General features: G+C 57.8%; 22 protein-coding genes. 14 read left to right on the top strand and 8 right to left on the bottom strand.

Going from position 1 to position 23748, the window contains the following annotated elements:
* Positions 1–9: 9 nt before the first annotated feature.
* Together MJ923_RS13135 and ovoA are read left to right on the top strand one after the other, a co-directional pair.
* Positions 10–654 (top strand): glycine-rich domain-containing protein, encoded by a 645-nt coding sequence (locus MJ923_RS13135; RefSeq protein ID WP_240591487.1) that lies wholly within the window; start codon positions 10–12, stop codon positions 652–654.
* 111 nt (positions 655–765) lie between these two features.
* Positions 766–2895: a 5-histidylcysteine sulfoxide synthase gene (gene ovoA / locus MJ923_RS13130; RefSeq protein WP_240591486.1), complete on the top strand. Its 2130-nt coding sequence runs from the start codon at positions 766–768 to the stop codon at positions 2893–2895.
* A gap of 57 nt (positions 2896–2952) precedes the next feature.
* Here the strand turns inward: ovoA and MJ923_RS13125 are convergent, their stop codons facing one another.
* Positions 2953–4500, bottom strand: a complete 1548-nt coding sequence (locus MJ923_RS13125) for an AbgT family transporter (RefSeq protein ID WP_126168597.1) — start codon at positions 4498–4500, stop codon at positions 2953–2955.
* Between the two features lie 196 nt (positions 4501–4696).
* On the opposite strand from MJ923_RS13125, the gene ppnP reads away from it, so the two are divergent.
* From ppnP to glnG, 4 genes are all read left to right on the top strand, one after another.
* Positions 4697–5005, top strand: a complete 309-nt coding sequence (gene ppnP, locus MJ923_RS13120) for a pyrimidine/purine nucleoside phosphorylase (protein ID WP_240591485.1) — start codon at positions 4697–4699, stop codon at positions 5003–5005.
* An 89-nt stretch (positions 5006–5094) separates the two neighbouring features.
* Positions 5095–5631, top strand: a complete 537-nt coding sequence (locus tag MJ923_RS13115) for a DUF4124 domain-containing protein (RefSeq protein ID WP_240591484.1) — start codon at positions 5095–5097, stop codon at positions 5629–5631.
* A 127-nt stretch (positions 5632–5758) separates the two neighbouring features.
* The gene (gene glnL, locus MJ923_RS13110; protein ID WP_240591483.1) at positions 5759–6805 is read left to right on the top strand and encodes a nitrogen regulation protein NR(II); all 1047 of its coding nucleotides are present in this window, start codon (positions 5759–5761) and stop codon (positions 6803–6805) included.
* A 17-nt stretch (positions 6806–6822) separates the two neighbouring features.
* Positions 6823–8235, top strand: a complete 1413-nt coding sequence (gene glnG, locus MJ923_RS13105; protein WP_240591482.1) for a nitrogen regulation protein NR(I) — start codon at positions 6823–6825, stop codon at positions 8233–8235.
* A gap of 62 nt (positions 8236–8297) precedes the next feature.
* Here the strand turns inward: glnG and MJ923_RS13100 are convergent, their stop codons facing one another.
* The 5 genes from MJ923_RS13100 to MJ923_RS13080 all read right to left on the bottom strand — a co-directional run bounded on the left by MJ923_RS13100 (position 8298) and on the right by MJ923_RS13080 (position 12340).
* A complete protein-coding gene (locus tag MJ923_RS13100) occupies positions 8298–8843 on the bottom strand; it encodes a porin family protein (RefSeq protein ID WP_126168602.1) in 546 nt (181 codons plus the stop codon).
* A 565-nt stretch (positions 8844–9408) separates the two neighbouring features.
* On the bottom strand, positions 9409–9786 hold the full coding sequence (locus tag MJ923_RS13095) for a SirB2 family protein (protein ID WP_240591481.1): 378 nt from the start codon (positions 9784–9786) through the stop codon (positions 9409–9411).
* Between the two features lie 256 nt (positions 9787–10042).
* The gene (locus MJ923_RS13090; protein ID WP_240591480.1) at positions 10043–10612 is read right to left on the bottom strand and encodes a porin family protein; all 570 of its coding nucleotides are present in this window, start codon (positions 10610–10612) and stop codon (positions 10043–10045) included.
* Positions 10613–10814: 202 nt separating this feature from the next.
* The gene (gene fieF / locus MJ923_RS13085) at positions 10815–11711 is read right to left on the bottom strand and encodes a cation efflux pump FieF (protein WP_240591479.1); all 897 of its coding nucleotides are present in this window, start codon (positions 11709–11711) and stop codon (positions 10815–10817) included.
* Between the two features lie 122 nt (positions 11712–11833).
* Positions 11834–12340 (bottom strand): Spy/CpxP family protein refolding chaperone, encoded by a 507-nt coding sequence (locus MJ923_RS13080; protein WP_240591478.1) that lies wholly within the window; start codon positions 12338–12340, stop codon positions 11834–11836.
* Between the two features lie 203 nt (positions 12341–12543).
* Between MJ923_RS13080 and MJ923_RS13075 the strand changes: the two genes are divergently transcribed.
* Together MJ923_RS13075 and MJ923_RS13070 are read left to right on the top strand one after the other, a co-directional pair.
* On the top strand, positions 12544–13230 hold the full coding sequence (locus MJ923_RS13075) for a response regulator (RefSeq protein WP_126168607.1): 687 nt from the start codon (positions 12544–12546) through the stop codon (positions 13228–13230).
* Positions 13227–14588, top strand: coding sequence for an ATP-binding protein (locus MJ923_RS13070; protein WP_240591477.1), 1362 nt, complete (start codon positions 13227–13229; stop codon positions 14586–14588). Before MJ923_RS13075 ends, MJ923_RS13070 begins: the two co-directional genes overlap by 4 nt.
* A gap of 18 nt (positions 14589–14606) precedes the next feature.
* Here MJ923_RS13070 and MJ923_RS13065 read toward each other — a convergent pair whose 3' ends face one another.
* The gene (locus tag MJ923_RS13065) at positions 14607–16385 is read right to left on the bottom strand and encodes a sigma-54-dependent Fis family transcriptional regulator (RefSeq protein ID WP_240591476.1); all 1779 of its coding nucleotides are present in this window, start codon (positions 16383–16385) and stop codon (positions 14607–14609) included.
* A 274-nt stretch (positions 16386–16659) separates the two neighbouring features.
* On the opposite strand from MJ923_RS13065, the gene exaC reads away from it, so the two are divergent.
* The 6 genes from exaC (at position 16660) to trmL (ending at position 23277) form a co-directional block, all read left to right on the top strand.
* Positions 16660–18180 (top strand): acetaldehyde dehydrogenase ExaC, encoded by a 1521-nt coding sequence (gene exaC / locus MJ923_RS13060; protein ID WP_240591475.1) that lies wholly within the window; start codon positions 16660–16662, stop codon positions 18178–18180.
* 150 nt (positions 18181–18330) lie between these two features.
* The gene (locus tag MJ923_RS13055) at positions 18331–19386 is read left to right on the top strand and encodes an XdhC family protein (protein WP_240591474.1); all 1056 of its coding nucleotides are present in this window, start codon (positions 18331–18333) and stop codon (positions 19384–19386) included.
* Entirely contained in the window at positions 19383–19994 is a 612-nt protein-coding gene (locus tag MJ923_RS13050; protein ID WP_240591473.1) for an NTP transferase domain-containing protein, read from the top strand. Before MJ923_RS13055 ends, MJ923_RS13050 begins: the two co-directional genes overlap by 4 nt.
* Before the next feature lie 3 nt (positions 19995–19997).
* Complete coding sequence (locus MJ923_RS13045) at positions 19998–20453, top strand: (2Fe-2S)-binding protein (RefSeq protein WP_240591472.1); 456 nt, start codon at positions 19998–20000, stop codon at positions 20451–20453.
* On the top strand, positions 20450–22702 hold the full coding sequence (locus tag MJ923_RS13040; protein ID WP_240591471.1) for a xanthine dehydrogenase family protein molybdopterin-binding subunit: 2253 nt from the start codon (positions 20450–20452) through the stop codon (positions 22700–22702). Before MJ923_RS13045 ends, MJ923_RS13040 begins: the two co-directional genes overlap by 4 nt.
* A gap of 110 nt (positions 22703–22812) precedes the next feature.
* Positions 22813–23277 carry a tRNA (uridine(34)/cytosine(34)/5-carboxymethylaminomethyluridine(34)-2'-O)-methyltransferase TrmL gene (gene trmL / locus MJ923_RS13035; RefSeq protein WP_240591631.1) on the top strand — a complete coding sequence of 155 codons (465 nt, stop codon included), beginning with the start codon at positions 22813–22815 and terminating at the stop codon, positions 23275–23277.
* 10 nt (positions 23278–23287) lie between these two features.
* Here trmL and MJ923_RS13030 read toward each other — a convergent pair whose 3' ends face one another.
* A complete protein-coding gene (locus tag MJ923_RS13030; protein WP_240591470.1) occupies positions 23288–23746 on the bottom strand; it encodes a hypothetical protein in 459 nt (152 codons plus the stop codon).
* Between the last annotated feature and the right edge of the window lie 2 nt (positions 23747–23748).

The following is a 23748-nucleotide window of genomic DNA, read 5'->3' as shown; positions in this document are numbered from 1 at the left end:
GGTCTGCCAATGCCCATCGCCCTGATGTTACTGCCGATATTGGGTGTGGCTGTCGCCTTCGTCTGGTTTCGCAGTGCCAGCGACCGGCGCCGTGACTATATCGATAGCTTTCGGTTTCCACCGCAGCTGACTGATGCCCTGACGCAGCGCTATCCCCACCTCAACGACGCTCAAAAGCAGCGGGCGCTGGCAGGCTTGAGACAGTATTTCCACATGAGCCGGCTGGCAAAACACAGCCCGCTGGCGATGCCATCACAGGCGGTCGATGTCCTCTGGCATGAGTTTATTCTCTCTACCCGGCAGTATCAGGCGTTTTGCCAAAAGGCGTTTGGCCGATTCCTGCACCACACCCCGGCGGCGGCCATGCCTAGGGCCATTTCGCGGCGCAGTCCCATCAAACGCGCCTGGCGACTGGCCTGCCAGCTCGAAGGGATAAACCCCAAGGCGCCGTCCCACCTGCCGTTGATTTTTGCCCTGGACGGAGAGCTGAACATAGACGATGGCTTTCATTATCAACTCCACTGCGGCCCGCAGGATCGCCACTGCGCCAGTCACATAGGTTGCAGCAGTTACAGCTGCAGCAGCGACTCAGGAAACAGTTGGTTTGACGGCGACGCCGGTGGCGATGGTGGCGGCTGCAGCGGCGGCGACTGAAAGCAAAACCCGGGCGGACGGGTCTGATGCAGTGATCCTGACTCTAATTCCGCCCGTATCATCAGCAGCGCCTATACTGGCCTTCATGCTTCCAGAGGGACAAGACACGCAATGGAACCTTTTACCGCTCTGCCAACGCCAAGCCTTACCGGCACAGACATCCACAGCAAACGCGCTGAAATCAAAGCTTATTTCCAGAACAGCTGGACTCAATATGAGTCGCTGTTTGCGCTGATTTCCAATGACGATGCCTACTTTAAAAAGGCCGAGCCGCTACGCCATCCACTGATTTTCTACTTCGGCCACACCGCCACCTTTTTCATCAATAAGCTCAAGCTGGGCAAATACATAGACGAACGTATCAACGACAATTTCGAGTCCATGTTCGCCATTGGTGTGGACGAGATGTCCTGGGACGATCTGAACGACGCCCATTATGACTGGCCGCAGGTGGATGAGGTGCGCACTTACCGCAATGCGGTGCGAGCCCTGATTGAAAGCCTTATCGATACTATGCCGCTGGAGCTGCCCATCGACCAAAGCAGCCTCGCCTGGGCGATTTTAATGGGCATTGAACACGAGCGCATTCACCTCGAAACCTCCTCGGTGATTATCCGCCAGCTGCCCCTTGAAGACCTGACGCCTTCAATGCAGTGGCCCGAATGCAGGGATTATGGCGAGGCGCCCGATAACCCGCTGATCCAGGTCAAAGGCGGCGATATTAGCCTTGGCAAAGCCGATGAAGATCTAACCTACGGCTGGGATAACGAATACGGCCATCGCCATCACCACATCAGTGATTTTCGCGCCAGCGAAAAACTGGTATCCAACGCTGAGTTTATGGCCTTTGTTAAGGCCGGAGGCTATCAGGAACCCAAGTGGTGGAGCGATGAAGGCAATGCCTGGCGTGAATACACCAACGCCGATATGCCACGCTTTTGGCGCCACATTGACGGTCGCTGGTATCAGCGTAATCTGTGCAGCGAAATTCCGCTGCCGCTCAATTGGCCGGTGGAAGTCAACCAGCTCGAGGCCAAAGCCTTTTGCAACTGGAAGGCGGCGACGACGGAGCGCAGCATTCGTCTGCCCACCGAGGCCGAATGGTATTGGCTCAGACGCGAGCTTGAAGGCGATATGATCGCCATAGGCGCCGCACCTGCCTGGCGCGAAGTTCCGGGTAACCTCAATCTGGCCCACTACGCCTCATCCTGCCCGGTGAACCGCTTCCGTCAGGGACATTTTTACGATCTGGTGGGCAATGTGTGGCAATGGACCGAGACTGCCATCGACGGCTTCCCCGGCTTTGCGGTGCACCCGCTGTACGATGACTTCTCCACCCCCACCTTCGATGGCAAGCATAACCTCATCAAGGGCGGCAGCTGGATTTCCACCGGCAACGAAGCCATCGCCGCCTCGCGCTATGCGTTTCGCCGTCACTTCTATCAGCATGCTGGCTTCCGCTACGTGGAGTCCAGCCAATCACCGGATGAGGGCGTGAAGGTGAACGTGTATGAAACCGATGAACTGATCTCCCAGTACCTCGAATTCCATTACGGCCGCGAGTACTTCGGCGTGGCCAACTTCTGCGTCAAAGGGGTGCAGGAAGCGCTGGCCGAAATCAACCTCGAGCGCCATGCCAAAGCGCTGGACATAGGCTGCTCCGTGGGCCGGGCCAGTTTTGAGCTGGCGCGCTATTTTGATGCCGTGGATGCCATCGATTTCTCTGCCCGGTTTATCCAGCAGGCCTACGCCCTCAAGGAGCAGGGCGAGAAGCGCTACACCATTCGCACCGAAGGCGAACTGGTGGAATACCGCACCGCCTCGCTTGCAAGCCTTGGCTACAACGAGGTGAAGCACAAAATCGACTTCCTGCAGGGCGATGCGCTTAATCTAAAGCCGCGCTTCAGTGGCTATGATTTGGTGTACGCCTCCAACCTTATCGACAGGCTGAATGAGCCCAAGGCCTTCCTTGAGCAAATTCACAGCCGCATCAATACGGGCGGTTATCTGGTGATTGCCTCACCTTACACCTGGCTTGAGGACTACACCCCCAAGGCCAATTGGCTGGGCGGTATCAAGGTGAACGGTGAAAACTTTACTACCCTCGATGGCCTCACCGAGACGCTTATTCCCCACTTCGAACTGGTGGCGGTGAAGGAAGTGCCTTTTGTCATTCGCGAAACCAAACGCAAATTCCAGCACAGCCTGTCAGAGATGAGTATCTGGCGAAAACGCCAGTGATTCTCAGCTGATAAAAAAGCGCCCGCGATTGCGGGCGCTTTTATTAGCTCATGTTGCCTACAGACCGTAGGTGTAGCTCGCCTGCAGGCCAAGCGGGAAGCCCAGGGTCCAGTACAGCAGCAGGAAGGCGGTCCAGCCCACCAGGAACACAACAGAGAACGGCAGCATCATGGCAATCAGGGTGCCAATGCCGGTGTTTTTCACATACTTCTGGCAATACACCACCACCAGCGGGAAGTAAGGCATCAATGGGGTGATGATGTTTGAGCCTGAGTCACCCACCCGGTAGGCCGCCTGGGTCAGGTCGGGGGAGATATTCAGCTGCATCAGCATGGGCACAAAAATGGGGCCCAGCAGCGCCCACTTGGCCGAGCTTGAGCCCACAAACAGGTTCACAAAGGCGGTGAGGAAGATGATGCCGACTATGGTCACCGCACTTGGCAGCGCCAACGCCTTAAGCACCTCGGCCCCTTCAATGGCCAGCAAAGCACCCAGATTGGACTGGCTGAAAGCGGCAATAAAGAGCGCACAGAAGAAGGCCATTACTATGTAATAGGCCATACTGCCCATGGACTTGGACATGGCATCTATCATGTCCTTGCTCTTTTTGAAGGTGCCCACGTAGAAGCCATACACGGCACCGGGGATCCAAAACAGCAGGAAAATCAGCGGCACTATCGATTGCATCAGAGGCGCGCTGAAGTCAGACAAATTACCACTCTTGGCTCTTAACGGAGAGTCCGCCGGGCTTGCCGCCAAATACAGAAGCACCAGTCCAGCCACCATCACGGCTACAGCCAGCAAAAAGCCCTGCTTCTCGCGTGGGCCCGCCTCGTCGAACTTGGGCAGGTTGGAAGTATCTCCATCGATTGGGGTATTAGCCAGACGCGGCTCAATCACCTTGTCGGTGAGATACCAGCCCAGCAGCACAATCAGCAGGCTCGACGCCGAAGCAAAGAACCAGTTATTGAGCGGGTTGATGGCGATTTCCGGGTCGATGATTTGCGCCGCGCTCTGGGTAAAGCTTTGCAGCAAGGGATCCAGCCCTGAGGGCACAAAGTTGGCGCCAAAGCCGCCGGATACCCCGGCGAAGGCCGCGGCAATACCGGCCAGCGGGTGGCGCCCCATGGCGTAAAAAATCACCCCGGCGAGCGGGATCACCAGCACGTAGCCCGCATCGGTGGCGGTGTGGCTGACGATGGCAATCAGAATAATAGACGGGGTGAGCAGCTTGGCCGGTGTCACCTTGAGCATCATCTTAAGGCCAGTGTTAATAAAGCCCGAATGCTCGGCAACCCCAACCCCCAGCATGGCCACCAGCACCACCCCCAGTGGGGCGAACGAGGTAAAGGTTTTCACCATATTGGCGAGGAATCCCGCCAACGCATCGCCGGTCAGCAGGTTATGCACCACTATAGCCTCGCCGGTGCGCGGGTCGATGGCGCTGAACTCGAAGCGGGAAAACACCGCCGACAACACCCAAATCAGCATCATGGCCATTAAAAATATCACCGCCGGATCCGGCAGCTTATTCCCGGCTTTTTCGATGCCATTCAAAAATTTGCCTAGCAGGCCCCCACCATTGGCGGCGCTGGTTGTGTTCATGCCCTTGCTCCCCAGAACTTGTTTTCGTTTTGTTAAACCCGCCATCCTATGCCACGGCGATGAATTACAACTTAAGGAAAGCCTACAGCCCTGCCACACGCCAGCCTTCAGCCCGGCGCCCTTCATAAAATTTTTCATTGGCCCCGGGGCGGCTTCAACTTTATATTCATAAAAAACAACTGACAGGAGACAGCTGATGAAGGTTCTGGAAAACGTAAACGTCGCACTGAAGGCCAACGTGTATTTCGATGGCAAGGTCACCAGCCGGGCCATTTATGTGGGCGGCGAGAAACAAACCATAGGCGTAGTACTGCCTGGCGAATATGAGTTTTCCACCACCCAGCCGGAAAAAATGCAGGTACTGAGCGGTCAATTCGATGTACTGCTGCCAGGCGCAAGCGAGTGGAAGCCCTACGTCGAAGGCAGCACCTTCGACCTGGACGCCGATGTCAGCTTCTCAATTCGCACCCGGGAGGTGTCCGAATACCTGTGTAGCTACCTGTAATAAATCCAGGGCGCGGGGAATCAGAATCCCATGATTTTCCGCGCAAAAAGCGCTATCTTTAGCCAAGACTTACCCAAGGGATACCGACGATGAAACAGCTTTCTCTGCTTGCCCTGCTCGCCCTGTGCCTGACTGCTCAGGCCGCCGTATACAAATGGGTTGATAAGGATGGTAAGGTCCATTACAGCGACAAGCCACAGGAAAATGCCGAAGTGGTTGATCTGAAAGAGACCTCAGCCAATCAAATTCGTATGGAAATTCCCGCCGCCGTCCCCCGCAGCAACGACAAGCCCGAGGCTATCGAGTACCAGATAAGCATACTGTCGCCAGATCCGGACGCCACCATTCGCGACAACGACGGCAACTTTGATGTCAGCGCCAACGTTACCCCCGACAAACCAGCCAATGCCCTGTGGGTGCTGCGCATCGATGGCAAGGTCTGGGAAGACCCGCTGGATGTTCCTCTCTTTAAAGTCAAAGGCATAGACAGAGGCGAGCACAGCATTGAAGTTCAGTTGATAGCCCGAAATGGCAAAGTGATTGCATCCAGTGAACCCAGAACCCTGTTTTTGCACCGCACCAGCGTGCTGCAGCAACCCAAGGCGGTTCCACTTTCGGGCAATTGAAGTAAAAACAATAAAAATAACAAAAAGTTAACCAAAGCCCTCCCATCGCCTCGGGTCCGTACTGCCGCTTGCGGGATGCACCATTTTGGTGCACCATGTTGGTGCAAGCCCTGTCAGGAAAGGCCCGATGGATACACATAACCTGCTCAATCACCTGGTGACCGCTGTAATGGTCATCGACGCTGGCCTCAGGCCCTGCTTTGCCAATGCCGCGGCAGAGCAGTTGCTTGGCACAGGCAGCCACCGCCTGACCGAACAAACCCTTACTGATATCTTCCAGCTTCAGGAGGTACCGGCCAGCGTGCTGACCGATGCCGTGGCCGGCGGCCAGGGGCTGACGGTCAACACCGCCACCCTGATTGGTTTCGACGGTCAACAGCACACGGTGGACCTCACCCTGATCCCGCTGGAAAACCAGCCAGGCCTGAGCCTGCTGGAGCTGCGTCAGGTGGATCAGCAGCGCCGTATTCACCAGCAGCTGAGCCAGGATGCCCAGCAGCAAGCTGCCCAGTTTCTGGTGCGAAACCTCGCCCACGAAATCAAAAACCCCCTCGGCGGCCTGCGCGGCGCAGCCCAGCTGCTTGCCCGCGAACTGGATGACCCGTCGCTGAAAGAATTTACCAACCTCATCATCGAGCAGGCCGACCGCATGCGCACCCTGGTCGACAAGCTGCTGGGACCGCAAAAGCCCACCGCGCACCTGCCGCAAAATATCCACGAAGTGGTGCAAAAGGTGCTGAAACTGGTGGAGCTGTCGGCCCCCGGCAATATTCATGTTCGCCGCGACTACGACCCATCCATACCCGATATCGATATGGATGCAGATCAGTTGCAGCAGGCGCTGCTCAACATAGTGCAAAACGCGGTACAGGCGCTGGAAAAACAGGGCGGCACCATCACGGTGCGCACCCGCACCGATCATCAGGTCACCATAGGCTCGCAGCGGCACAAGCTGGTGCTGACACTGTCGGTCATTGACGATGGCCCGGGTATTCCCCCTGAGCTGATGGATACCCTGTTTTATCCCATGGTCACAGGTCGCGAACAGGGTTCGGGGCTTGGGCTCTCGATTGCCCACAATATTGCCCGGCTGCACGGCGGCCGCATCGACTGCGATTCTGCGCCGGGTCACACCCAGTTTGTGCTCACCCTGCCCATTAAAACCGGCAAATAGGCCAACAAGGAGACGTCATGAGTATCAGTGAACAGGTTTGGATCCTCGACGACGACAGCTCGATTCGTTGGGTGCTGGAAAAGGCCCTCAAGAGCGCCCGCATCACCAGCGCCAGCTTCGCTGCAGCCGAATCGCTGTGGCAGGCGCTGGAGCTGAGCCAGCCGCTGGTGATAGTGTCCGATATCCGCATGCCGGGCACCGATGGCCTGACACTGCTGGAGCGCATCGGCCTGCATTACCCCCACATTCCGGTCATCATAATGACCGCCCACTCGGATCTCGACAGCGCCGTGGCTGCTTATCAGTCCGGTGCCTTTGAGTATCTGCCCAAACCATTCGATATCGACGAAGCCATCGCCCTGGTGGAACGCGCCCTGACCCACGCCAGCGAACAGTCGCCCCAAAGCATTGCCAGCGAGCCCATCAAGGCGCCGGAAATCATTGGCGAAGCACCGGCGATGCAGGAAGTGTTTCGCGCCATCGGTCGCCTGTCGCGCTCCTCTATCAGCGTGCTGATTAACGGCCAGTCGGGCACGGGTAAAGAATTGGTGGCCGGTGCGCTGCACAAGCACAGCCCCCGCAAAGACAAGCCCTTTATCGCCCTGAATATGGCCGCCATTCCCAAGGATTTGATTGAATCCGAACTCTTTGGCCACGAAAAAGGTGCCTTTACCGGCGCCGCCGGCGTACGTCAGGGCCGCTTCGAGCAGGCCAATGGCGGCACCCTGTTTTTGGATGAAATCGGCGACATGCCGCTGGATGTGCAGACCCGTCTTTTACGGGTTCTGGCCGATGGCCAGTTTTACCGGGTAGGGGGCCACTCGCCGGTGCAGGTGGACGTGCGCATTATCGCCGCCACCCACCAGGATCTGGAGCGGCTGGTGCAGCAAGGTCAGTTCCGGGAAGATTTATTCCACCGCCTGAATGTGATCCGGGTGCACCTGCCACCACTTCGGGAACGCCGTGAAGACATCCCCCAACTGGCACGGCACTTTTTGGCGGCCGCCGCCCGGGAGATTGGCGTGGAAGCCAAAATCCTCGCCAAAGACACCGCCGTGAAGCTGCAGCAACTGCCCTGGCCGGGAAACGTGCGTCAGCTCGAAAACACCTGCCGCTGGCTTACAGTCATGGCCTCCGGTCAGGAAATTCTGCCCCAGGACTTACCGCCTGAACTGCTGAAAGAGCCAAGTTCGACAGCGGCCATCGCCGCCGGGGATGGAGACTGGGAAAGTGCGCTGCGTGACATGGTCGACCGCCGTCTGGGCGAAGGCGAGTCGGATTTGCTGGCCGATATGCAGCCCACTTTCGAGCGCATCATGCTGGAAGTGGCGCTCAAGCACACCCAGGGCCATAAACAGGAAGCCGCCCGCCGCCTCGGCTGGGGCCGCAATACCCTCACCCGCAAGCTAAAAGAGCTGGAGATGGAGTAGTCCGTTTGGGCATTAAAAAAAGGACGCATGCAGCGTCCTTTTTTATTACCTGGGAAGCTCGTTTAAAAGCGCCAGTGCAGGCCTACACCATAGTGGTCCATGCGAGTGTTGGCGAAGTAGTTGGTCAGTTCATCGTGCTCGGGCTCGATTTCGCTGAACTCGTAAAACACCCGCAGCGCCATATTTTCGGTCAGGGTCACATCCACCCCGGCGCCCAGCAGATAACCTGTGCCCTGATAATCATCATCGTAACCGCTGTCACTGGTGATCACCTGATACACCAGGCCACCCTTGAGATACACGGTGACCGCATCCGTAAAGGCATGGCGCACTGTGGGCGCAAAAGTCAGACCCACTACCTGCAAATCGGCGCCATCGACAAAGCTGTCGGTGCCGAACACGCTGGTTTCAAGACCAAAGCTTGGATTGAAGTTGTAACCACCGTAGGCGCCAAGGCCCCAGGCCGACTCGTCGAAGGGACCAATTTTGTCATCCAGATTGGTGTTGGCAACATAGCCACCGGCGTAGAAACCGAGATCTTTGGCAGCGAAGGCTGGAGTGGCTGCACCGAGCAGCATGGCGGCAATAAGCAGAGGTTTGAGTTTCATCATGTTCCCTTTGTATATGGTTTTGCTGCTCTGAGCGGCAGTTAGCATAGCCCCGTTTTCCGGCCGATAACTTGATCTCATTGAAAAGCCAGCAACATCCTTGGTTGTAGGACGCTATCTTAACGTCAAACTTTCGTTAACAGAAGTAAGATTAGTGCGCAGTCGACTTGCCGCTGTTAACACCACAATCAAGGCCCGCGAAGGGGCCCATCGGGGAAGGTGCAAATCAGTCCCACGCCTACGCAGGGTGAGCTTACAGCGGATAGAAGCAAGGCACAGTTTGCTTAGGGAAGGTGCGAATCAGTCCCGTGCTTGCACTGCGTGGGCTTAAAGTGGATAGATGCAAGGCACAGTTCGCAGCGAATGGCCCTAGTCCTTCGCAAGAACTGTAACGCAGCAGATACCGCTGTAAGCCACGCCCGGCGGGGCTTTGATAGCCACACCATTTCGGCGCTATTCAACTTCAGCGGGACGGCGGGGGCGCCCAGCCATGCCCTCAGTTGAATGCAGTGAACTATCATTGCTATCAAAGCCAGAGCTGTGCGATGACTTGTTCGCACCTTCCTTAGCCAAGCAGCAGCGCACTGTGGCTTTTGGCAATGATCATCATAAGTACAAAAGACACAGCCGCTGCGCCGGTAAGCACCAGGCGCTGATTATCCGGCGCACCCGGGCGGATAGCAGCAATGCCAAGGCCCACGTAAAGTACAAACAGCACCAGCTTTTCGGTCAGCCAGGCCTGAGCCACAGGATACATGCCCAGCAACAGGCACAGGGCTATGGCACTGAGCAGCATCAGCAAGGTGATGAGTTTATGGGCCTTGAGTGCCAGCGCCTGCTGCAACATGGCGGGCTTTTTCAGCCCCCAGTAGCAACGCAGCAGCAAGCTGGCAAAGGCAACAAAAGCTAAAATAACGTGGGCTTTCAATAAAATGGGGTACATGACTTTCCTTTATTATCAGTGTTGGAAAACGCTCGTTTAAATTAGCTTATGCCGATGTGCACAAGCCTTGATCTGCGTCAAATATTTAAAACACTTGTGAAGAAAATCACATTAAGGAATGCCGGTGGCCAATGAAAATAAAAAAGGACGCCGAAGCGTCCTTTTCATTTCATCCCTGGCCGGGACTTTCACTGCAGCACTGAGATCAGAACTGGCCTGAAATCAGAACTGACCTGAAATCAGAACTGACCTGAAATCAGAACTGGTAGTGCAGACCCAGAGCAATTTGCGAAATGTCGACGTTATCAAGCTTACCGCCGTAGTTTTCGCCTTCGAACCAGTAGGAATCGTCATCCAGATCGCCACGGGTGCGATCGTAGCTCAGACGCAGGTTCAGGTTGTCGGTCAGGGCCGCATTTACGCCCACACCCCAGGTCAGGCCCCAACCGGTGAAGTCACGGTCAAATGGACCATAGTCAACCACAACGGCCATAGAGGCTACACCCACCTTGGCAAAGGCAGAGAAGGTGTCGTTGAAGTGGTAAGTAAACTTAGGGGCAAAGGTCAGGGCACCGGCGCCGATGTCCACGCCATCTTCACCCAGATCGCCACTGGCAAACAGGTTGGCTTCCAGACCAAACCACTCGTTGAAGTTATAACCGCCGTAAGCACCAAAGCCCACACCATCGGTTGAACCGTCACCGTCACCGGAAGCTTTCACCTGGTTCAGGGCGCCACCCACGTAAAAACCGGTTTTGTCGGTTTCAGCCATGGCTGCACCGCTAACCATCATTGCCACCAGGGCAGCTACTTTCAGCTTGTTCATCCTGCGTTCCTTTTCACGACTCAAATGTATGTAAGACAGGAAGCACTATGTGGGGATTTCCCTGAACAAAGGCTGAATGTATCAATAAGTTACCGAAAAACCGGTAAACAAGGGCGCGCAAATGTTAACCTGCGAAACTGCTATTACCACCCAGAGCAAAATCCGGATTACATCGGCAACACTCCGGCTACAGCACGCTGGCTTATACCGGGTCCTGGTGGATGATGATTTCCGCTTCGGGAAAATCGGCACGAATACGGGCCGCGGTGGCATCCGACAGGGTATGGGCTTCCCGCAGCGGCAAATTACCATCCAGCTCCAGATGCAGCTGAATAAAAATCGTCTGACCGGCCTGACGGGTCTTGAGATCATGCACGCCGCGCACCCGGACATCCTGAGTGGCAAGCTTGATGATATTGTCCCGGGTGGCCTCGTCCAGTTCGCGGTCAAGCAGCGACTGAATAGAGCGATAGCCCAGACCAAAAGCCTGCTGCCCTATATAAAGCGCAATCAGCAGTCCAAATAATCCATCAGCCCACCATAGGCCGTACTGGGCCAGCACCAGCGCCAGCAGCACGGCACCATTAAGGAATAGATCCGATTTATAGTGCAGCGAGTCGGCTTCCACCACACTGCTGCCGGTCGCCGCCAAAGCACGCTTTTGCAGCATTACCAACGCCAGGGTCAGCGCAATGGCAATCACAGAGACCCAAATACCCACAGCCGCATGTGCCAGAGGTTCGGGGTTGAGTAACCTATCGCCGCCGTGGAACAGCAGCAAAAAGGCCGAGCCGAGAATAAAGGCCGATTGCGCCAGCGACGCCAGCGGCTCTGCCTTGCCATGGCCGTGCCTGTGCTCATCATCGGCGGGCATCAGCGCATAGCGAATGGCAATAAAATTAATGATGGAGGCCAAGGCATCGGCGAAGGAGTCGGTGAGCGATGCCAGCATACTGGCGGAGCCTGACCACAGCCAGGCGAGCAGCTTAATCAGGATCAGGGTAAATGCGGTGGCCACAGCGGCGCGGCTGGCCAGCTTGACCCAGAAGGCATAGTCTTTTTCGACCTTGGCGTTATCTGATGTTGAAGGGCTGGACATAAAAAAGAACCACTCTGGACAGGTGGTTCTCTTATAACAGATTTTTGTAATCCTTGCCCGTCAGCGGTCGGGAAACGCAACTTGAGTCAAACTCAGGTGCTCAGGGCAAGGGATAGCGCGCCTTAAAACGAATCCTCTCGCTCTTTTCGACGCTCTTCACGTCGCTCTTCGCGCTCTTTACGCTTTTCATCAAAGCGAGTCTGAAATTTGGCCTTTTGCTCCGGCGTCAGCACCTGATAAATCTCGTGCTGCAACTTCATGGCTTCCAGCGCGCGGGCTTCACCCTGAGCCTGACGCTCGGCAATCAGCGCCTTGGCCGCGGCTTCATCAAAACGCTCGGCATTCATCAGGGCCATCATTTTGTCGTGATGGGCGCTGCGGGCCGCATCGTCTTTGCCTTCTCGCTGCGCCTTGCGATCTTCTTTGTGGGCCTTCATCAGCTCACGGATTTGGGTCTTTTGCTCGGCGGTCAAGTCCAGACCACGGAACATGTGGCGCATCTTTTCCATCATCATGGGGCCGCGCTCACCGTGACCTTCATGGTAAGGATTAGCAATGGCAGCAGTACCGCCAAGCAGAGCACCGGATACCATCAGAGCAATAACACCACGCTTCATTAATTTGTTCATAACTCACCTCGCTGTGAATAGTGGGAGTGGCTGTTTCGACGGTTCCCAGTGTACTCAGGTCAATGTCAAGGAGGATGCAAGGCGGGTAAAAGAATGTAAAGATGAGCGTATTTACACAGACTTACAAAGCCACGCCACTGCTTGACGCCCATCGGCGTATACTGAGTCGCAGGCGTACACGGGGGACGTATCCCGGAGGTTTGATGAATCATTTGTTGCTTATCGATGACGATACCGGGCTGTCTGAGCTGCTCAAAGAGCTGCTCGAACTTGAGGGGTTCAACCTGACTCTGGCCCACGACGGCGCAGAGGGGCTGGCCAAGGCCAAAGCCGATGAGTTCGACCTTATTCTGCTGGACGTAATGCTGCCCAAACTCAATGGTTTTGAAGTGCTTAAGCAGCTCAGAATGCACAAACACACACCAGTGCTGATGCTCACAGCCCGCGGGGATGATATTGACCGCGTGGTTGGGCTCGAGATTGGCGCCGATGATTACCTGCCCAAGCCCTTTAACGATCGCGAGCTGATTGCCCGTATTCGCGCCATTCTGCGCCGCAGCCAGTTGGCAGGCGGCCAAACCGCAGCGGCTGAAGGCATTCAGGTGGGTGACCTGCGCCTCGACCCCAGCCGTCAGGAGGCCTGGTGCAGCGACGCACTGATAAGCCTCACCGGCACCGAGTTCGCGCTGTTATTACAGTTAGCCGGCAAGGCCGGCGAGCTGGTCACCAAGGACAGCCTCAGCGAAACCGTGCTTGGCAAACGGCTGATGCCCTTTGACCGCAGCCTGGATATGCACCTGTCGAACCTGCGCAAAAAACTGCCCGAGCGCAGCGACGGTCGCCCACGGGTGAAAACCATTCGCGGCAAAGGATACATCTGGCTCACATGAAGACCGCCACCCTGCCCAATCGCCTCTTTATCAAGTTGCTGCTCGGCTTTTGGCTGTGCAGCTCTGTGGTGCTGGTTGCCGTGGGCAGCCTGCCGCTGCTGCAACAGCGGCAGGAGTCCGCGCCGGTTCCACGGGAGCTGTTTCAGGCGCTCGAACGGGTGGCCCAGGCCATTGAAGCCGACCCTGAACTGATGAATCCGGAGCGGCTGCGACGCTGGGAGCGCTCGCGCCACGCCGATGGTAAACCGATGCGGATTTTCATCACAGGTGAAGAAGGCCGCATTCTTGGGGAGCGACAACCCCGCTCTCTGCGCAAATTTATCCTGCTCGCCGAAGAAGCCGAGCGCCCCATCATGTACCAGTTCCGCGACGAAATGGTGTTCGGCCCCAAAGAGTTCCATGTCGATGGTAAGGAATACCGCCTCTACGGCAGGGTGCCGGGGCAGCATCCTCGGCCACTGTTCCTGTTTTTTATCGAGCACAAGCTGCTGACATTGGGGCTGGCGGTGTTGGTCTCGGGTCTCCTGTGCGGCCTGTTGGCCTGGCACCTTGGCAGGCCGCTTAAAGTATTGAAACAGAGCGCTGATGCCCTGGCGCGGGGAGACCTAGGCAGCCGGGTCGATGCGGCCACCCTGAATCGCCGTGATGAACTCGGCCAGCTTGGGCATGCTTTCAACGCCATGGCAGAAGCCATTGAGCAGCAGGTCAACAATCAGCAGCGGCTGATGGGGGACATCAGCCACGAGCTGCGCACCCCACTGACCCGGCTGCAACTGGCGCTGGCACTGGCGCGCAAGCGCGGTCAGGATAGCAATGAGCTAAGCCGTATTGCCCACGAGGCCGAGCAGCTCGATGCCCTGATAGCCGAGCTGCTGACCCTCTCCCGGGTGACCATGGGCGCCACCGAAGCCAAAGTTGACTGCGAACTTGCCGAGACCCTCGGCCAGGTATTGGATGATGCGGAATTTGAAGCCAGCGAGTGTGGCAAACATCTGGCCATTGAGATGGACGACAATCTGCGCCTGAGCCACTCCCCCAAGTTGCTGGCGCGGGCGGTGGAAAATCTGCTGCGTAACGCCATCCGCTACGCCAAGCTGCAGGTCAGTCTCACGGTGGCAGACTCGCCGGCTCAGGTTGAGATCCAAATCTGTGACGATGGCCCCGGCGTGGCTGAAGCCGAACTCGAAGCCATCTTCCGTCCTTTTTATCGCACCGATAAGTCCCGCGAGCGAGAAAGCGGCGGCTGGGGGCTGGGCCTTGCCATTACCGCGGCGGCCATCGAAGCCCAGGGCGGCAGTATCAGCGCCCACAACAGGCCAACCGGCGGCCTGTGCGTCGCGATTCGCTTACCGCGTTAGCTTGCGAGCGGCTCTGGGCTAACTGTCGGTGCGCTTAAGGCTGCGGTAAATCAGGTTGCGGCTTACCCCAAGGCGGCGAGCCGCTTCACTGATATTGCCGTCGCACTCAGAGAGCGTTGCCTGAATACGGCCATCAAGCTCGGCCTTAAGGCCAAGATCAGAAGCTGGTTGCACCTCCTGGCCCTGCATCAGCGCCCGCCTGTGGGCATCACTCAAATGCGCCTCACTCAGTTCGCGCTCCCCTTCTGCCATGAGGCAAGCCACCTGCATCAGGTTATCCAGCTCCCGAAGGTTCCCCGGCCAGCCATAGGTCTCCAGCAATGCCAGCAACTGTGGACAGACCCGCTGCTCATCCCCCGGCGGATTGACCCGATACTGGCGGTGCAGCTTGTGGATCAGCCGTGATTTATCGGCCCTCTGCCTCAATGGCGGCAGGCTCACCTGCAAACCGTTGAGGCGAAAATACAGGTCTTCACGAAAACGGCCATCGCGCACCATGGCAGCCAAATCCATATGGGTGGCGGCCACCACCTGAATGTCCACCTGATGACTTTTAAGGCCGCCTACCGGGGTCACTTCCCGCTCCTGCAGTACCCGCAGCAATCGGCCCTGGGCCGCCAGCGGCAACTCACCGATTTCATCCAGAAACAAAAAGCCGCCGTCGGCCTGACGTACCTTGCCAAGGTGCCCCTGCCGCGACGCGCCGGTAAAGGCGCCACCCTGATAACCAAAGAGCTCGGCCTCAATCAGCTCGGCAGGCAAGGCGGCACAGTTCACCGCCACCAGCTCGCCATCGAGGCGACTGTCCTGATACAGCTGGCGCACGAAGTGCTCTTTACCCACACCGGTTTCGCCCTGCACCAGCAAAGGTATTTTACGGCTGATAACCTTGCGCGCCTGCTGCCAGGCAGTTTCCAGCTGTGGGTCGTGGAATCGCAGCGGCTTGATGCCATGCACGCTACTGGCTTTATTGGTTTGAATCGACAAGGCGCCCTCGCCAATCGCCGAGGTGGCCAGATGCAGCTCACCGCGGGGGCACAGCGCCTGCTGCGCCTGCCAGTCATCGCCGAGCAGCTCACCCAGCGCCATGCCGGGCGATGCGCCGCCCAGATACTGGCGTGCCATGGGGTTAAGCCCAAGCAGACGGCCATCATCATCGGCAATCAAAATGCCCTGCCAGCCAGAGCTGAGCAGTTGACGACTGGCGGCCAAATCCACCCGAAAACGGCCACCGGGCAGGGCGCACAGAAGCGCAGTTTCCACCTGCTGCGCCAAACTGGAGATAAGCAATAAGGTTTGCTGGTTGTGCTTGAGTCGCTCGGAGGTGATATCGAGGGCGCCAATCAGCTCGCCGGACGGCGAAAAAATCGGACTGGCGGTGCAACTCATAAAGCGGTGCGGGCGGCAAAAGTGTTGCTCACCCACCACAGAGAGGGCTTCTTTGGCCTTAAGCGCCGTGCCTATGGCATTGGTGCCCTTGTGCTCTTCCAGCCAATTCACGCCGCAGTCCAGCGCCACATTGGCCAGCCTGTCTGAGTAACGCGACAGCCCCCAGTGGCGCAGCACAAAACCCTCGGCGTCCGACAAAATCAGCCTGCTGTCGGTGTGGGCCATCAGACGGGTAAACAGCGGCAGGGCTTCGGATTCGACCAGCGCTATCAACTGACGGTGGCGCTCACAGCGCTCATCCAGTTCGACCCGGGAGAGCTTAAGTTCTCCCGGACGGGTTTCACTGAGACCGGCGCCTTCACTGCGGCGCCACGAATCGGCAAGCCAGGGCTGAATGGCAGATTTCATCTGTGTGCTCCTGTGTTCCGTTTCGGCACAATCACTTACAACAACTGTACCAAGGCGCAACAATACGACTTCGGTCGCCACGCCAATCCCTCGGCCGACCCGCAGCTGCGTATATTCGAAAATAAGATTTTCATCATACTGTTAGGGCGAACTGGCGACAAGTTGAACAATTCTGGCCCGTCCTTTGCCATAAAGATGGTTCACCGACTGGCGAATTGCATGGTCGGAACAATCACAACAACAAGACACTCTCAACAGCAAAAAGGACAAGCAGATGATTTACAGCGCTCCGGGCACAGCGGGTGCCATCGCTTCATTCAAGGCCAGATACGACAACTTTATTGGTGGCAAGTGGGTGCCTCCCGTGGGCGGAGAGTACTTCGACAATGTCTCGCCTGTGGATGGCAATGTATTTTGTCAGGCGGCCCGATCTGACTATCGCGACATCGAGCTCGCCCTCGATGCCGCCCATGCCGCCAAAGACAGCTGGGGCAAAACCTCGGTGACCGAGCGCAGCAATTTGCTTTTGAAAATCGCCGACCGGGTCGAGCAGCATCTGGAGCGCCTCGCCGTGGTAGAAACCTGGGAAAACGGCAAAGCGGTGCGCGAAACCCTGAACGCCGACCTGCCGCTGTTTGTTGACCACTTCCGTTATTTCGCCGGTTGTATCCGCGCTCAGGAAGGCAGCGCAGCAGACCTTGATGCCAATACCGTGAGCTACCACTTCCCCGAGCCTTTGGGAGTGGTCGGGCAAATTATTCCCTGGAACTTCCCGCTGCTGATGGCGGCCTGGAAAATCGCACCTGCGCTGGCTGCGGGTAACTGCGTCGTACTCAAGCCTGCCGAACAAACGCCGGCCTCCATCATGGTGCTTTTGGAAACCATCGAAGATCTGCTGCCACCCGGTGTACTTAACGTGGTCAATGGCTTTGGCGCCGAAGCAGGCGCAGCCCTCGCCACCAGCAAACGCATCGCCAAACTGGCCTTCACCGGCTCTACCGAAGTGGGCAACCATATCCTCAAATGCGCCGCCGAAAACCTTATTCCGTCAACGGTCGAGCTTGGCGGCAAGTCGCCCAACATCTACTTTGCCGATGTGATGAGCCACGAAGACAACTACCTCGACAAGGCCATCGAGGGCATGTTGCTGGCCTTCTTCAACCAGGGCGAAGTATGCACCTGCCCAAGCCGGGTGCTGGTGCAGGAATCCATTTACGATGCCTTTATCGAGAAGGTGATTGCACGGGCCAAAACGATTCGTCAGGGCAGCCCGCTGGATACCGATACTCAGGTGGGCGCTCAGGCATCCCGCGAACAGTACGACAAGATCCTGGGCTATCTGGACATTGGCCGCGCCGAAGGCGCCAAGGTGCTGATGGGCGGCGAATTCAAGCTGCAGGACGGCCCAGAAAAAGGCGGCTACTACATCCAGCCCACCATCCTCAAGGGCCACAACAAGATGCGGGTGTTCCAGGAAGAAATCTTTGGCCCCGTGGTATCGGTCACCACCTTCAAAGACGAAGCCGAAGCTCTGGCCATTGCCAACGACACCCAATATGGCCTTGGCGCCGGTGTCTGGACCCGCGATATGAATCTGGCCCAGCGCATGGGCCGCGGCATTCAGGCCGGACGGGTGTGGATTAACTGCTACCACGCCTACCCTGCCCACGCCGCCTTTGGTGGCTATAAAAAGTCGGGCATAGGCCGCGAGACCCACAAGATGATGTTGTCGCACTACCAGAACACCAAAAACCTGCTGGTGAGCTTCGACACCAATCCGCTGGGCTTCTTCTGACCTTACCCCACCCGTCGAAACCCCGGCCTAGGTCGGGGTTTTGTTTATGGGCAGCGGCAACAGCGAAACATTTGGCAAAACTTAAGCGCCTTCTAAATTGGGGCACCTTTTGCTAGGTTAAGTCTTTACGCCAACAGGATACAGGGACAGATGGCCAACCGTTTGGATTCACTCTTGGATGCCTGGCGCAGCGACCCGGATGCCAACTGGGTGCTGGCGGTGATTGCCTCGGTGGAAGGCAGCGCCTACCGCAAATCCGGCGCCATGATGTTGTTTCACCCCTCGGGCCCGAGCCTTGGCATGTTAAGCGGCGGCTGCCTTGAGGCTGACCTGCGCCGTCAGGCTCAAAAAGCGCTGGCCGGACACTGCGCCGTGCTTGGCCGTTACGATGCCAGAGACGAAACCGACGCCAGCTACCGCCTCGGCTGCGGCGGCCTGGTGGATATCTTGCTGCTGCCGTTAACCGCTGCCAATCAGCAATTGCAATTCGCCGCCATGAGCGATGCCCTCGCCAGCGGCAAACCCGGGTTTTGGTGCCTGGAGCTGCCGCAAAACCGCGCCTCAGCCGACAATCTTCGCGCCCACTTTTATCCTGACGCAGAGGCACCTTTTCCTGCAGCCGATTTCAACCGTCCCGGCCGCTTAATGCTCAATCTGCAAACCGGCAGTCATCAATCAGAGCTGCTGATCGTGCCGGTTCGCCCAAGGCCACATCTGGCCATCTTCGGTGGCGGCATGGATGCACGGCCACTGGCACAAATGGCGCGCCAACTTGAGTGGCGCATCAGCGTTGTTGACCCGCGCACCAGCTACGCCCGCCCCTGCGACTTCGATGGCTGTGAGCTTATTAAAACCCCAGCCGATGGGCTGACGCCTGACTTTCTTGCCAGTATCGATATGGCGGTGGTGATGCACCACAGCCTCGAACTCGATGCGGCCGTTCTGCCCAATCTTGGCCAATTGCCGCTTAAGTATCTGGCACTGCTTGGACCGCGCCACCGGGGCGAGAAGCTGCTGAACACGGCAGGCATGAGCTGGGACGATTTTTACTGCCCACCGGCAAGCCCAGCCGGAATCGATTTAGGCGGCGAGCTGCCCGCCGACATCGCTCTGTCGATACTCGCCGCCTGCCAGGCAAGCCTGCATGGCAAGCTCACGCATGACAAAAACGGCCATCAGAAAAACGGTAGCGGGGGGCTGCGATGAAACTCTTGCCCGTGCTCCTGGCCGCAGGCGGCTCACGCCGCTTCGAAGGAGTCAAACTTGCCATGCCGCTGCCTGGCGGTACGACCTTGCTCGGCCGCAGTGTCGATGCGTTAAGTAAGGTGCGCGGCAGCTGCGACACTCAAATACTGCCGCTCAGGGTATGCCTTGGCGGCCACGCAGGCACCTTAAAACCGCTGCTGCCCAAAGGCACCGCCATTATTCCCTCCCCCGACTGGCAGCTCGGCCTTGGCCACAGCATTGCCGCAGCCGCCAACGCGGCGCAGAGCACAGACGCCGACGCCTTGCTGCTGGCGCTTGCGGATCACGCGCTGCTCTGCACGCAGGACTATGAATCCCTTATTCAAAGCTGGCAGGAGTCAGGTAAAACCACCGCCGCCTGGTATCTGGATGCCCCCGGCGCACCGGCCATTTTCAACCGCGCCGACTTTGGTGAGCTGACCCGGCTTTGTGGCGACAGAGGCGCCAAGGGGCTTTTGAAATCTTTGCAAAAACAACAACAACTGGGATGGATGGCGCTACCCGGCGCCAGCATCGATATAGACACCCGCGCCGATTTCGGGCGCTTTGTGAGCACAAGGAGCGAGTGACGCATGACATCACTTAAAATCAACGGCCGTTTGTTTACCCTGGACGCCGACCCCAAGATGCCACTCTTATGGGCGCTGCGGGATCTGATGGGCTTAACCGGCACCAAATATGGCTGCGGCGCGGGGCTTTGCGGCGCCTGCACTGTGCACGTGGACGGCGAGCCAATGCGCGCCTGCCTCACCAGCATCCAAAGCCTGGAAGGCAAGTCGGTGACCACCATCGAGGGCCTTGCAGACGATAAGCTCAAAGACAGTTGGCGCCGCCACAAGGTACCCCAGTGCGGTTTTTGTCAGGCGGGACAGTTGATGTCGGCGGCCGCACTGGTGAGCAAGCATCCAGCCCCCAGCGACAGCCAGATTGACGAAGCCATGGCAGGTAATATTTGCCGCTGCGGCACCTATACCCGCATCCGCACCGCCATCAAGGACTATCAGGGCAAGCAGGAGGCAAAGTCATGAGCAAGTTTACTGCCATTGAAAACTTCAGCCGCCGCGATGTGCTCAAACTCTTTGGTGCCTCGGGCGGTGCCCTGATGCTGGGGGCTTCAGGCCTCGGCTGGAGCCCCATGCTGGCGGCGCAAACCGCCGCCTTTGGCGAAGAGCAGCGCCTCAACCTCTTTATCGCTATCGGCGAAGACAACCGGGTCTATCTCACCTGCCACCGCTCGGAAATGGGCCAGGGCATACGCACAGGTATTGTGCAGGTTCTGGCCGACGAGCTGGAAGCCGACTGGGACAAGGTGGTGGTCGTGCAGGGCCTGGCCGACAAGCGCTACGGCAGCCAGAACACCGACGGCAGCCGCAGTATCCGCAAGGGCTTCGACAAGATGCGCGAGATGGGCGCCATGGCAAGACAGATGCTGGAGCAAGCCGCCGCCGAGCGCTGGCAGGTGCCCGTGAGTGAGGTCTATGCCAAGGCCAACGCCGTACATCACAAAGGCAGCGACAAGCGCTTAAGCTATGGCGAGCTCGCCATGGCCGCCGCCAAACTGCCACTGCCGGATGCCAAAACCCTTACCCTTAAAACCCCGGATAAATTCACCCAAATCGGCAAGGGCCACACCATTGTCGATATGGACGATATGCTGGGCGGCCGCGCCATCTATGGCGCCGACAACCGTCCCGAGGGCTTGGTTTATGCGGTGATTGCCCGCCCGCCGGTGTTTGGCAGTCAGCTCGAGTCCATGGATGACAGCGCCGCCCGCAAGGTGGCGGGTGTGCTGGATATTGTCACCCTGCCAGTACCCAAGGGCGCACCGGCGTTTCAGCCGCTGGGCGGCGTTGCCGTGGTGGCCAGCAATACCTGGAGCGCGCTGGAAGGCAGAAAGGCGCTCAAGCTCAGCTGGAGTAAAAGCACCAACGACAGCCATAACAGCAAGACGTATCTCGACACCCTCAAGCAAAGGGTGCTTGAGCCCGGCAAAGTCGCCCGTGAGCTTGGCAGTCAGCCTGCAAGCTGGCCAGAAGACAAGATGGTCAGCGCCACTTACACAGTGCCCTATCTGGCCCATGCGCCCATGGAGCCGCCGGCGGTGATTGCCAGCGTCGATAAAAATGGCTGCGAACTGTGGGCCAGCAGCCAAACGCCCCAAAGCACCCAACAGAATGTAGCTGGCATGCTGGGTATCGAAGAAGACAAGGTGAAGGTAAACGTGACCTTGCTCGGCGGCGGTTTTGGTCGCAAGTCCAAGCCGGATTTCAGCGTCGAAGCCGCATTTATTTCCAGCAAAATCAACAAACCTGTGCTGTTGCAGTGGAGCCGTGAAGATGAGCTCAGAAACGGTTATCTGCACGCCATCAGCGCCCAGTACTATCAGGCCTGTATTGATGATAAAGGCAAGGTGCAGGCGATATTGTCGCGTACCGCCTTCCCCTCTATCGGCAGCACCTTCGACAGTGCTGTGGATACCCCGCAGCCATTCGAGCTGGACCTGGGCTTTACCGATATTCCCTGGGATATCAGCGCCGTGCGCTGCGAAGCCGTCAAGGCTGAAAGCCATACCCGCATCGGCTGGTTAAGGTCGGTCAGTAACATTCAGCACGGCTTTGGGGTGGGCAGCTTTGTGGACGAGCTCGCCATTGCCAACGGTAAATCCTGCACCACCCAATGGCGGGAACTGCTCGGCAAGGCGCGGGTTGAAAACTTTGCCAATCAAGGCTTTGAATATGGCAACTATGGTGAAGATCAGAGCCGTCATCCGGTGGATGTGGGCCGCTACCTTAAGCTGATTGACCGCGCCGAGGTCTTGATGGCGCAAAAGCCCGTCGGCAAAAACGAAGGTTGGGGCTTTGCCATTCACCGCAGCTTTGTTGCCTATGCCGCCGTGGCCATCAAGGTACGGCTCGAAGGTGACAAGCTTACTGTGGTGGACGCCATCGCGCTGTTGGATGCCGGTACAGTAGTCAACCCAGACCGGGTAGCCGCGCAGATGGAAGGCGCGGTGATGTTTGGCTTGAGCCTTGCGCTCTTTGGCGAAATCGATTTCGACCAGGGCGCCGTGACCCAGTCAAACTTCCACGACTACCCGCTGCTCAGGCTGCCACAGTGCCCGTCGATTGCGACTGAGATCATCGCCTCCAGTGCTGTGCCGGGCGGTGTGGGGGAACCCGGCGTGCCGCCGGTGGCCCCGGCCCTTGCCAATGCCATAGTGGCCGCTGGCGGCGCACGTTACCGCGAACTGCCGCTGTCGAAGCATCTTAAAATCTAAGTCATTTCGACTTTATCCTGGCCCTCGGCAACGCTGAGGGCCTGTTTTTTTGGGCGCGGCACTTTGGCTTTGTTATACTCCAGCCCAACTCAGACCTGATGCCTGCTGCTATGTTCAACATCGCCCTCTATGAACCCGAAATCGCCCCCAACACGGGCAATATTATTCGCCTGTGCGCCAACAACGGCTGCGAGCTGCACCTGATTGAACCCTTGGGTTTTGATTTGGAAGAGAAAAAGCTGCGAAGAGCCGGGCTGGATTACAGCGATATGACCCGGGTGACCCGCCATAAAGACTTTGCCAGCTTTCTTGAAGCCATGGCCGGGCGACGCATTCTGGCCTGCACCACCAAGGGCAGCCGCCCCCACTCAGAGCTGGAATATCAAGCAGGTGATGTGCTCTTGTTCGGCCCAGAGAGCCGTGGTCTGCCGATGGACATTATCAACTCGGTACCCACCGAGCAGCGCCTGCGCATACCCATGGTGGAGTCGAGCCGCAGCCTGAATCTGTCCAACGCAGTGGCCATTATCAGTTACGAAGCCTGGCGTCAGCAGGGCTTTGGCGGCGCCCGCTAAGCCACCACCCTCACTGGGGCTGCGTGGCGCCTGCTTGCCGTGGGTGCATCGACAATCCACGGTACAGGCGGTACTGGGCGATGTCGTCATCGAGAAACTGCGACTGCTGTAGCCATTGCCAGCCCTGCTCCTGGGGCTCAAAAAGCAACTGGATCAGCGCAGGCCGGTCGGCCACTACACCTTCCCCCAGCAGTGAATAGCTGTCGCCGCGCCGATAAAGGCTGAATAGCTGCCCCTTGTCTTCGGTCACGCCATCAAAATAGGTCAACATGGCTTTGTCGCCCTGACGGCGAAACCACCAGGTTTCGCTGCTGGCATAGCGCACGCCGCGACTGACGCTGATGATCAGCTGATGGCGGTCGGCACTGCAGATTACATCGATGGAGAGGGATTTGGGCGCTTCACCGGGGCGGGCGCCGGTGCCCTGCCATTGCCCGGCGAGACTGGTACACCACTGGTCAAAAGGCATCT

Source organism: Shewanella zhuhaiensis (genome assembly GCF_022484835.1).
Classification (GTDB): domain Bacteria; phylum Pseudomonadota; class Gammaproteobacteria; order Enterobacterales; family Shewanellaceae; genus Shewanella; species Shewanella khirikhana.
This window is presented reverse-complemented; position numbering and strand designations above follow the sequence as displayed.

Coding starts and splice junctions, on each gene's coding strand:
- MJ923_RS13135 (WP_240591487.1), top strand. CDS start 10: ATGCCCATCGCCCTGATGTTACTGCCGATATTGGGTGTGGCTGTCGCC.
- ovoA (WP_240591486.1), top strand. CDS start 766: ATGGAACCTTTTACCGCTCTGCCAACGCCAAGCCTTACCGGCACAGAC.
- MJ923_RS13125 (WP_126168597.1), bottom strand. CDS start 4,500: ATGAACACAACCAGCGCCGCCAATGGTGGGGGCCTGCTAGGCAAATTT.
- ppnP (WP_240591485.1), top strand. CDS start 4,697: ATGAAGGTTCTGGAAAACGTAAACGTCGCACTGAAGGCCAACGTGTAT.
- MJ923_RS13115 (WP_240591484.1), top strand. CDS start 5,095: ATGAAACAGCTTTCTCTGCTTGCCCTGCTCGCCCTGTGCCTGACTGCT.
- glnL (WP_240591483.1), top strand. CDS start 5,759: ATGGATACACATAACCTGCTCAATCACCTGGTGACCGCTGTAATGGTC.
- glnG (WP_240591482.1), top strand. CDS start 6,823: ATGAGTATCAGTGAACAGGTTTGGATCCTCGACGACGACAGCTCGATT.
- MJ923_RS13100 (WP_126168602.1), bottom strand. CDS start 8,843: ATGAAACTCAAACCTCTGCTTATTGCCGCCATGCTGCTCGGTGCAGCC.
- MJ923_RS13095 (WP_240591481.1), bottom strand. CDS start 9,786: ATGTACCCCATTTTATTGAAAGCCCACGTTATTTTAGCTTTTGTTGCC.
- MJ923_RS13090 (WP_240591480.1), bottom strand. CDS start 10,612: ATGAACAAGCTGAAAGTAGCTGCCCTGGTGGCAATGATGGTTAGCGGT.
- fieF (WP_240591479.1), bottom strand. CDS start 11,711: ATGTCCAGCCCTTCAACATCAGATAACGCCAAGGTCGAAAAAGACTAT.
- MJ923_RS13080 (WP_240591478.1), bottom strand. CDS start 12,340: ATGAACAAATTAATGAAGCGTGGTGTTATTGCTCTGATGGTATCCGGT.
- MJ923_RS13075 (WP_126168607.1), top strand. CDS start 12,544: ATGAATCATTTGTTGCTTATCGATGACGATACCGGGCTGTCTGAGCTG.
- MJ923_RS13070 (WP_240591477.1), top strand. CDS start 13,227: ATGAAGACCGCCACCCTGCCCAATCGCCTCTTTATCAAGTTGCTGCTC.
- MJ923_RS13065 (WP_240591476.1), bottom strand. CDS start 16,385: ATGAAATCTGCCATTCAGCCCTGGCTTGCCGATTCGTGGCGCCGCAGT.
- exaC (WP_240591475.1), top strand. CDS start 16,660: ATGATTTACAGCGCTCCGGGCACAGCGGGTGCCATCGCTTCATTCAAG.
- MJ923_RS13055 (WP_240591474.1), top strand. CDS start 18,331: ATGGCCAACCGTTTGGATTCACTCTTGGATGCCTGGCGCAGCGACCCG.
- MJ923_RS13050 (WP_240591473.1), top strand. CDS start 19,383: ATGAAACTCTTGCCCGTGCTCCTGGCCGCAGGCGGCTCACGCCGCTTC.
- MJ923_RS13045 (WP_240591472.1), top strand. CDS start 19,998: ATGACATCACTTAAAATCAACGGCCGTTTGTTTACCCTGGACGCCGAC.
- MJ923_RS13040 (WP_240591471.1), top strand. CDS start 20,450: ATGAGCAAGTTTACTGCCATTGAAAACTTCAGCCGCCGCGATGTGCTC.
- trmL (WP_240591631.1), top strand. CDS start 22,813: ATGTTCAACATCGCCCTCTATGAACCCGAAATCGCCCCCAACACGGGC.
- MJ923_RS13030 (WP_240591470.1), bottom strand. CDS start 23,746: ATGCCTTTTGACCAGTGGTGTACCAGTCTCGCCGGGCAATGGCAGGGC.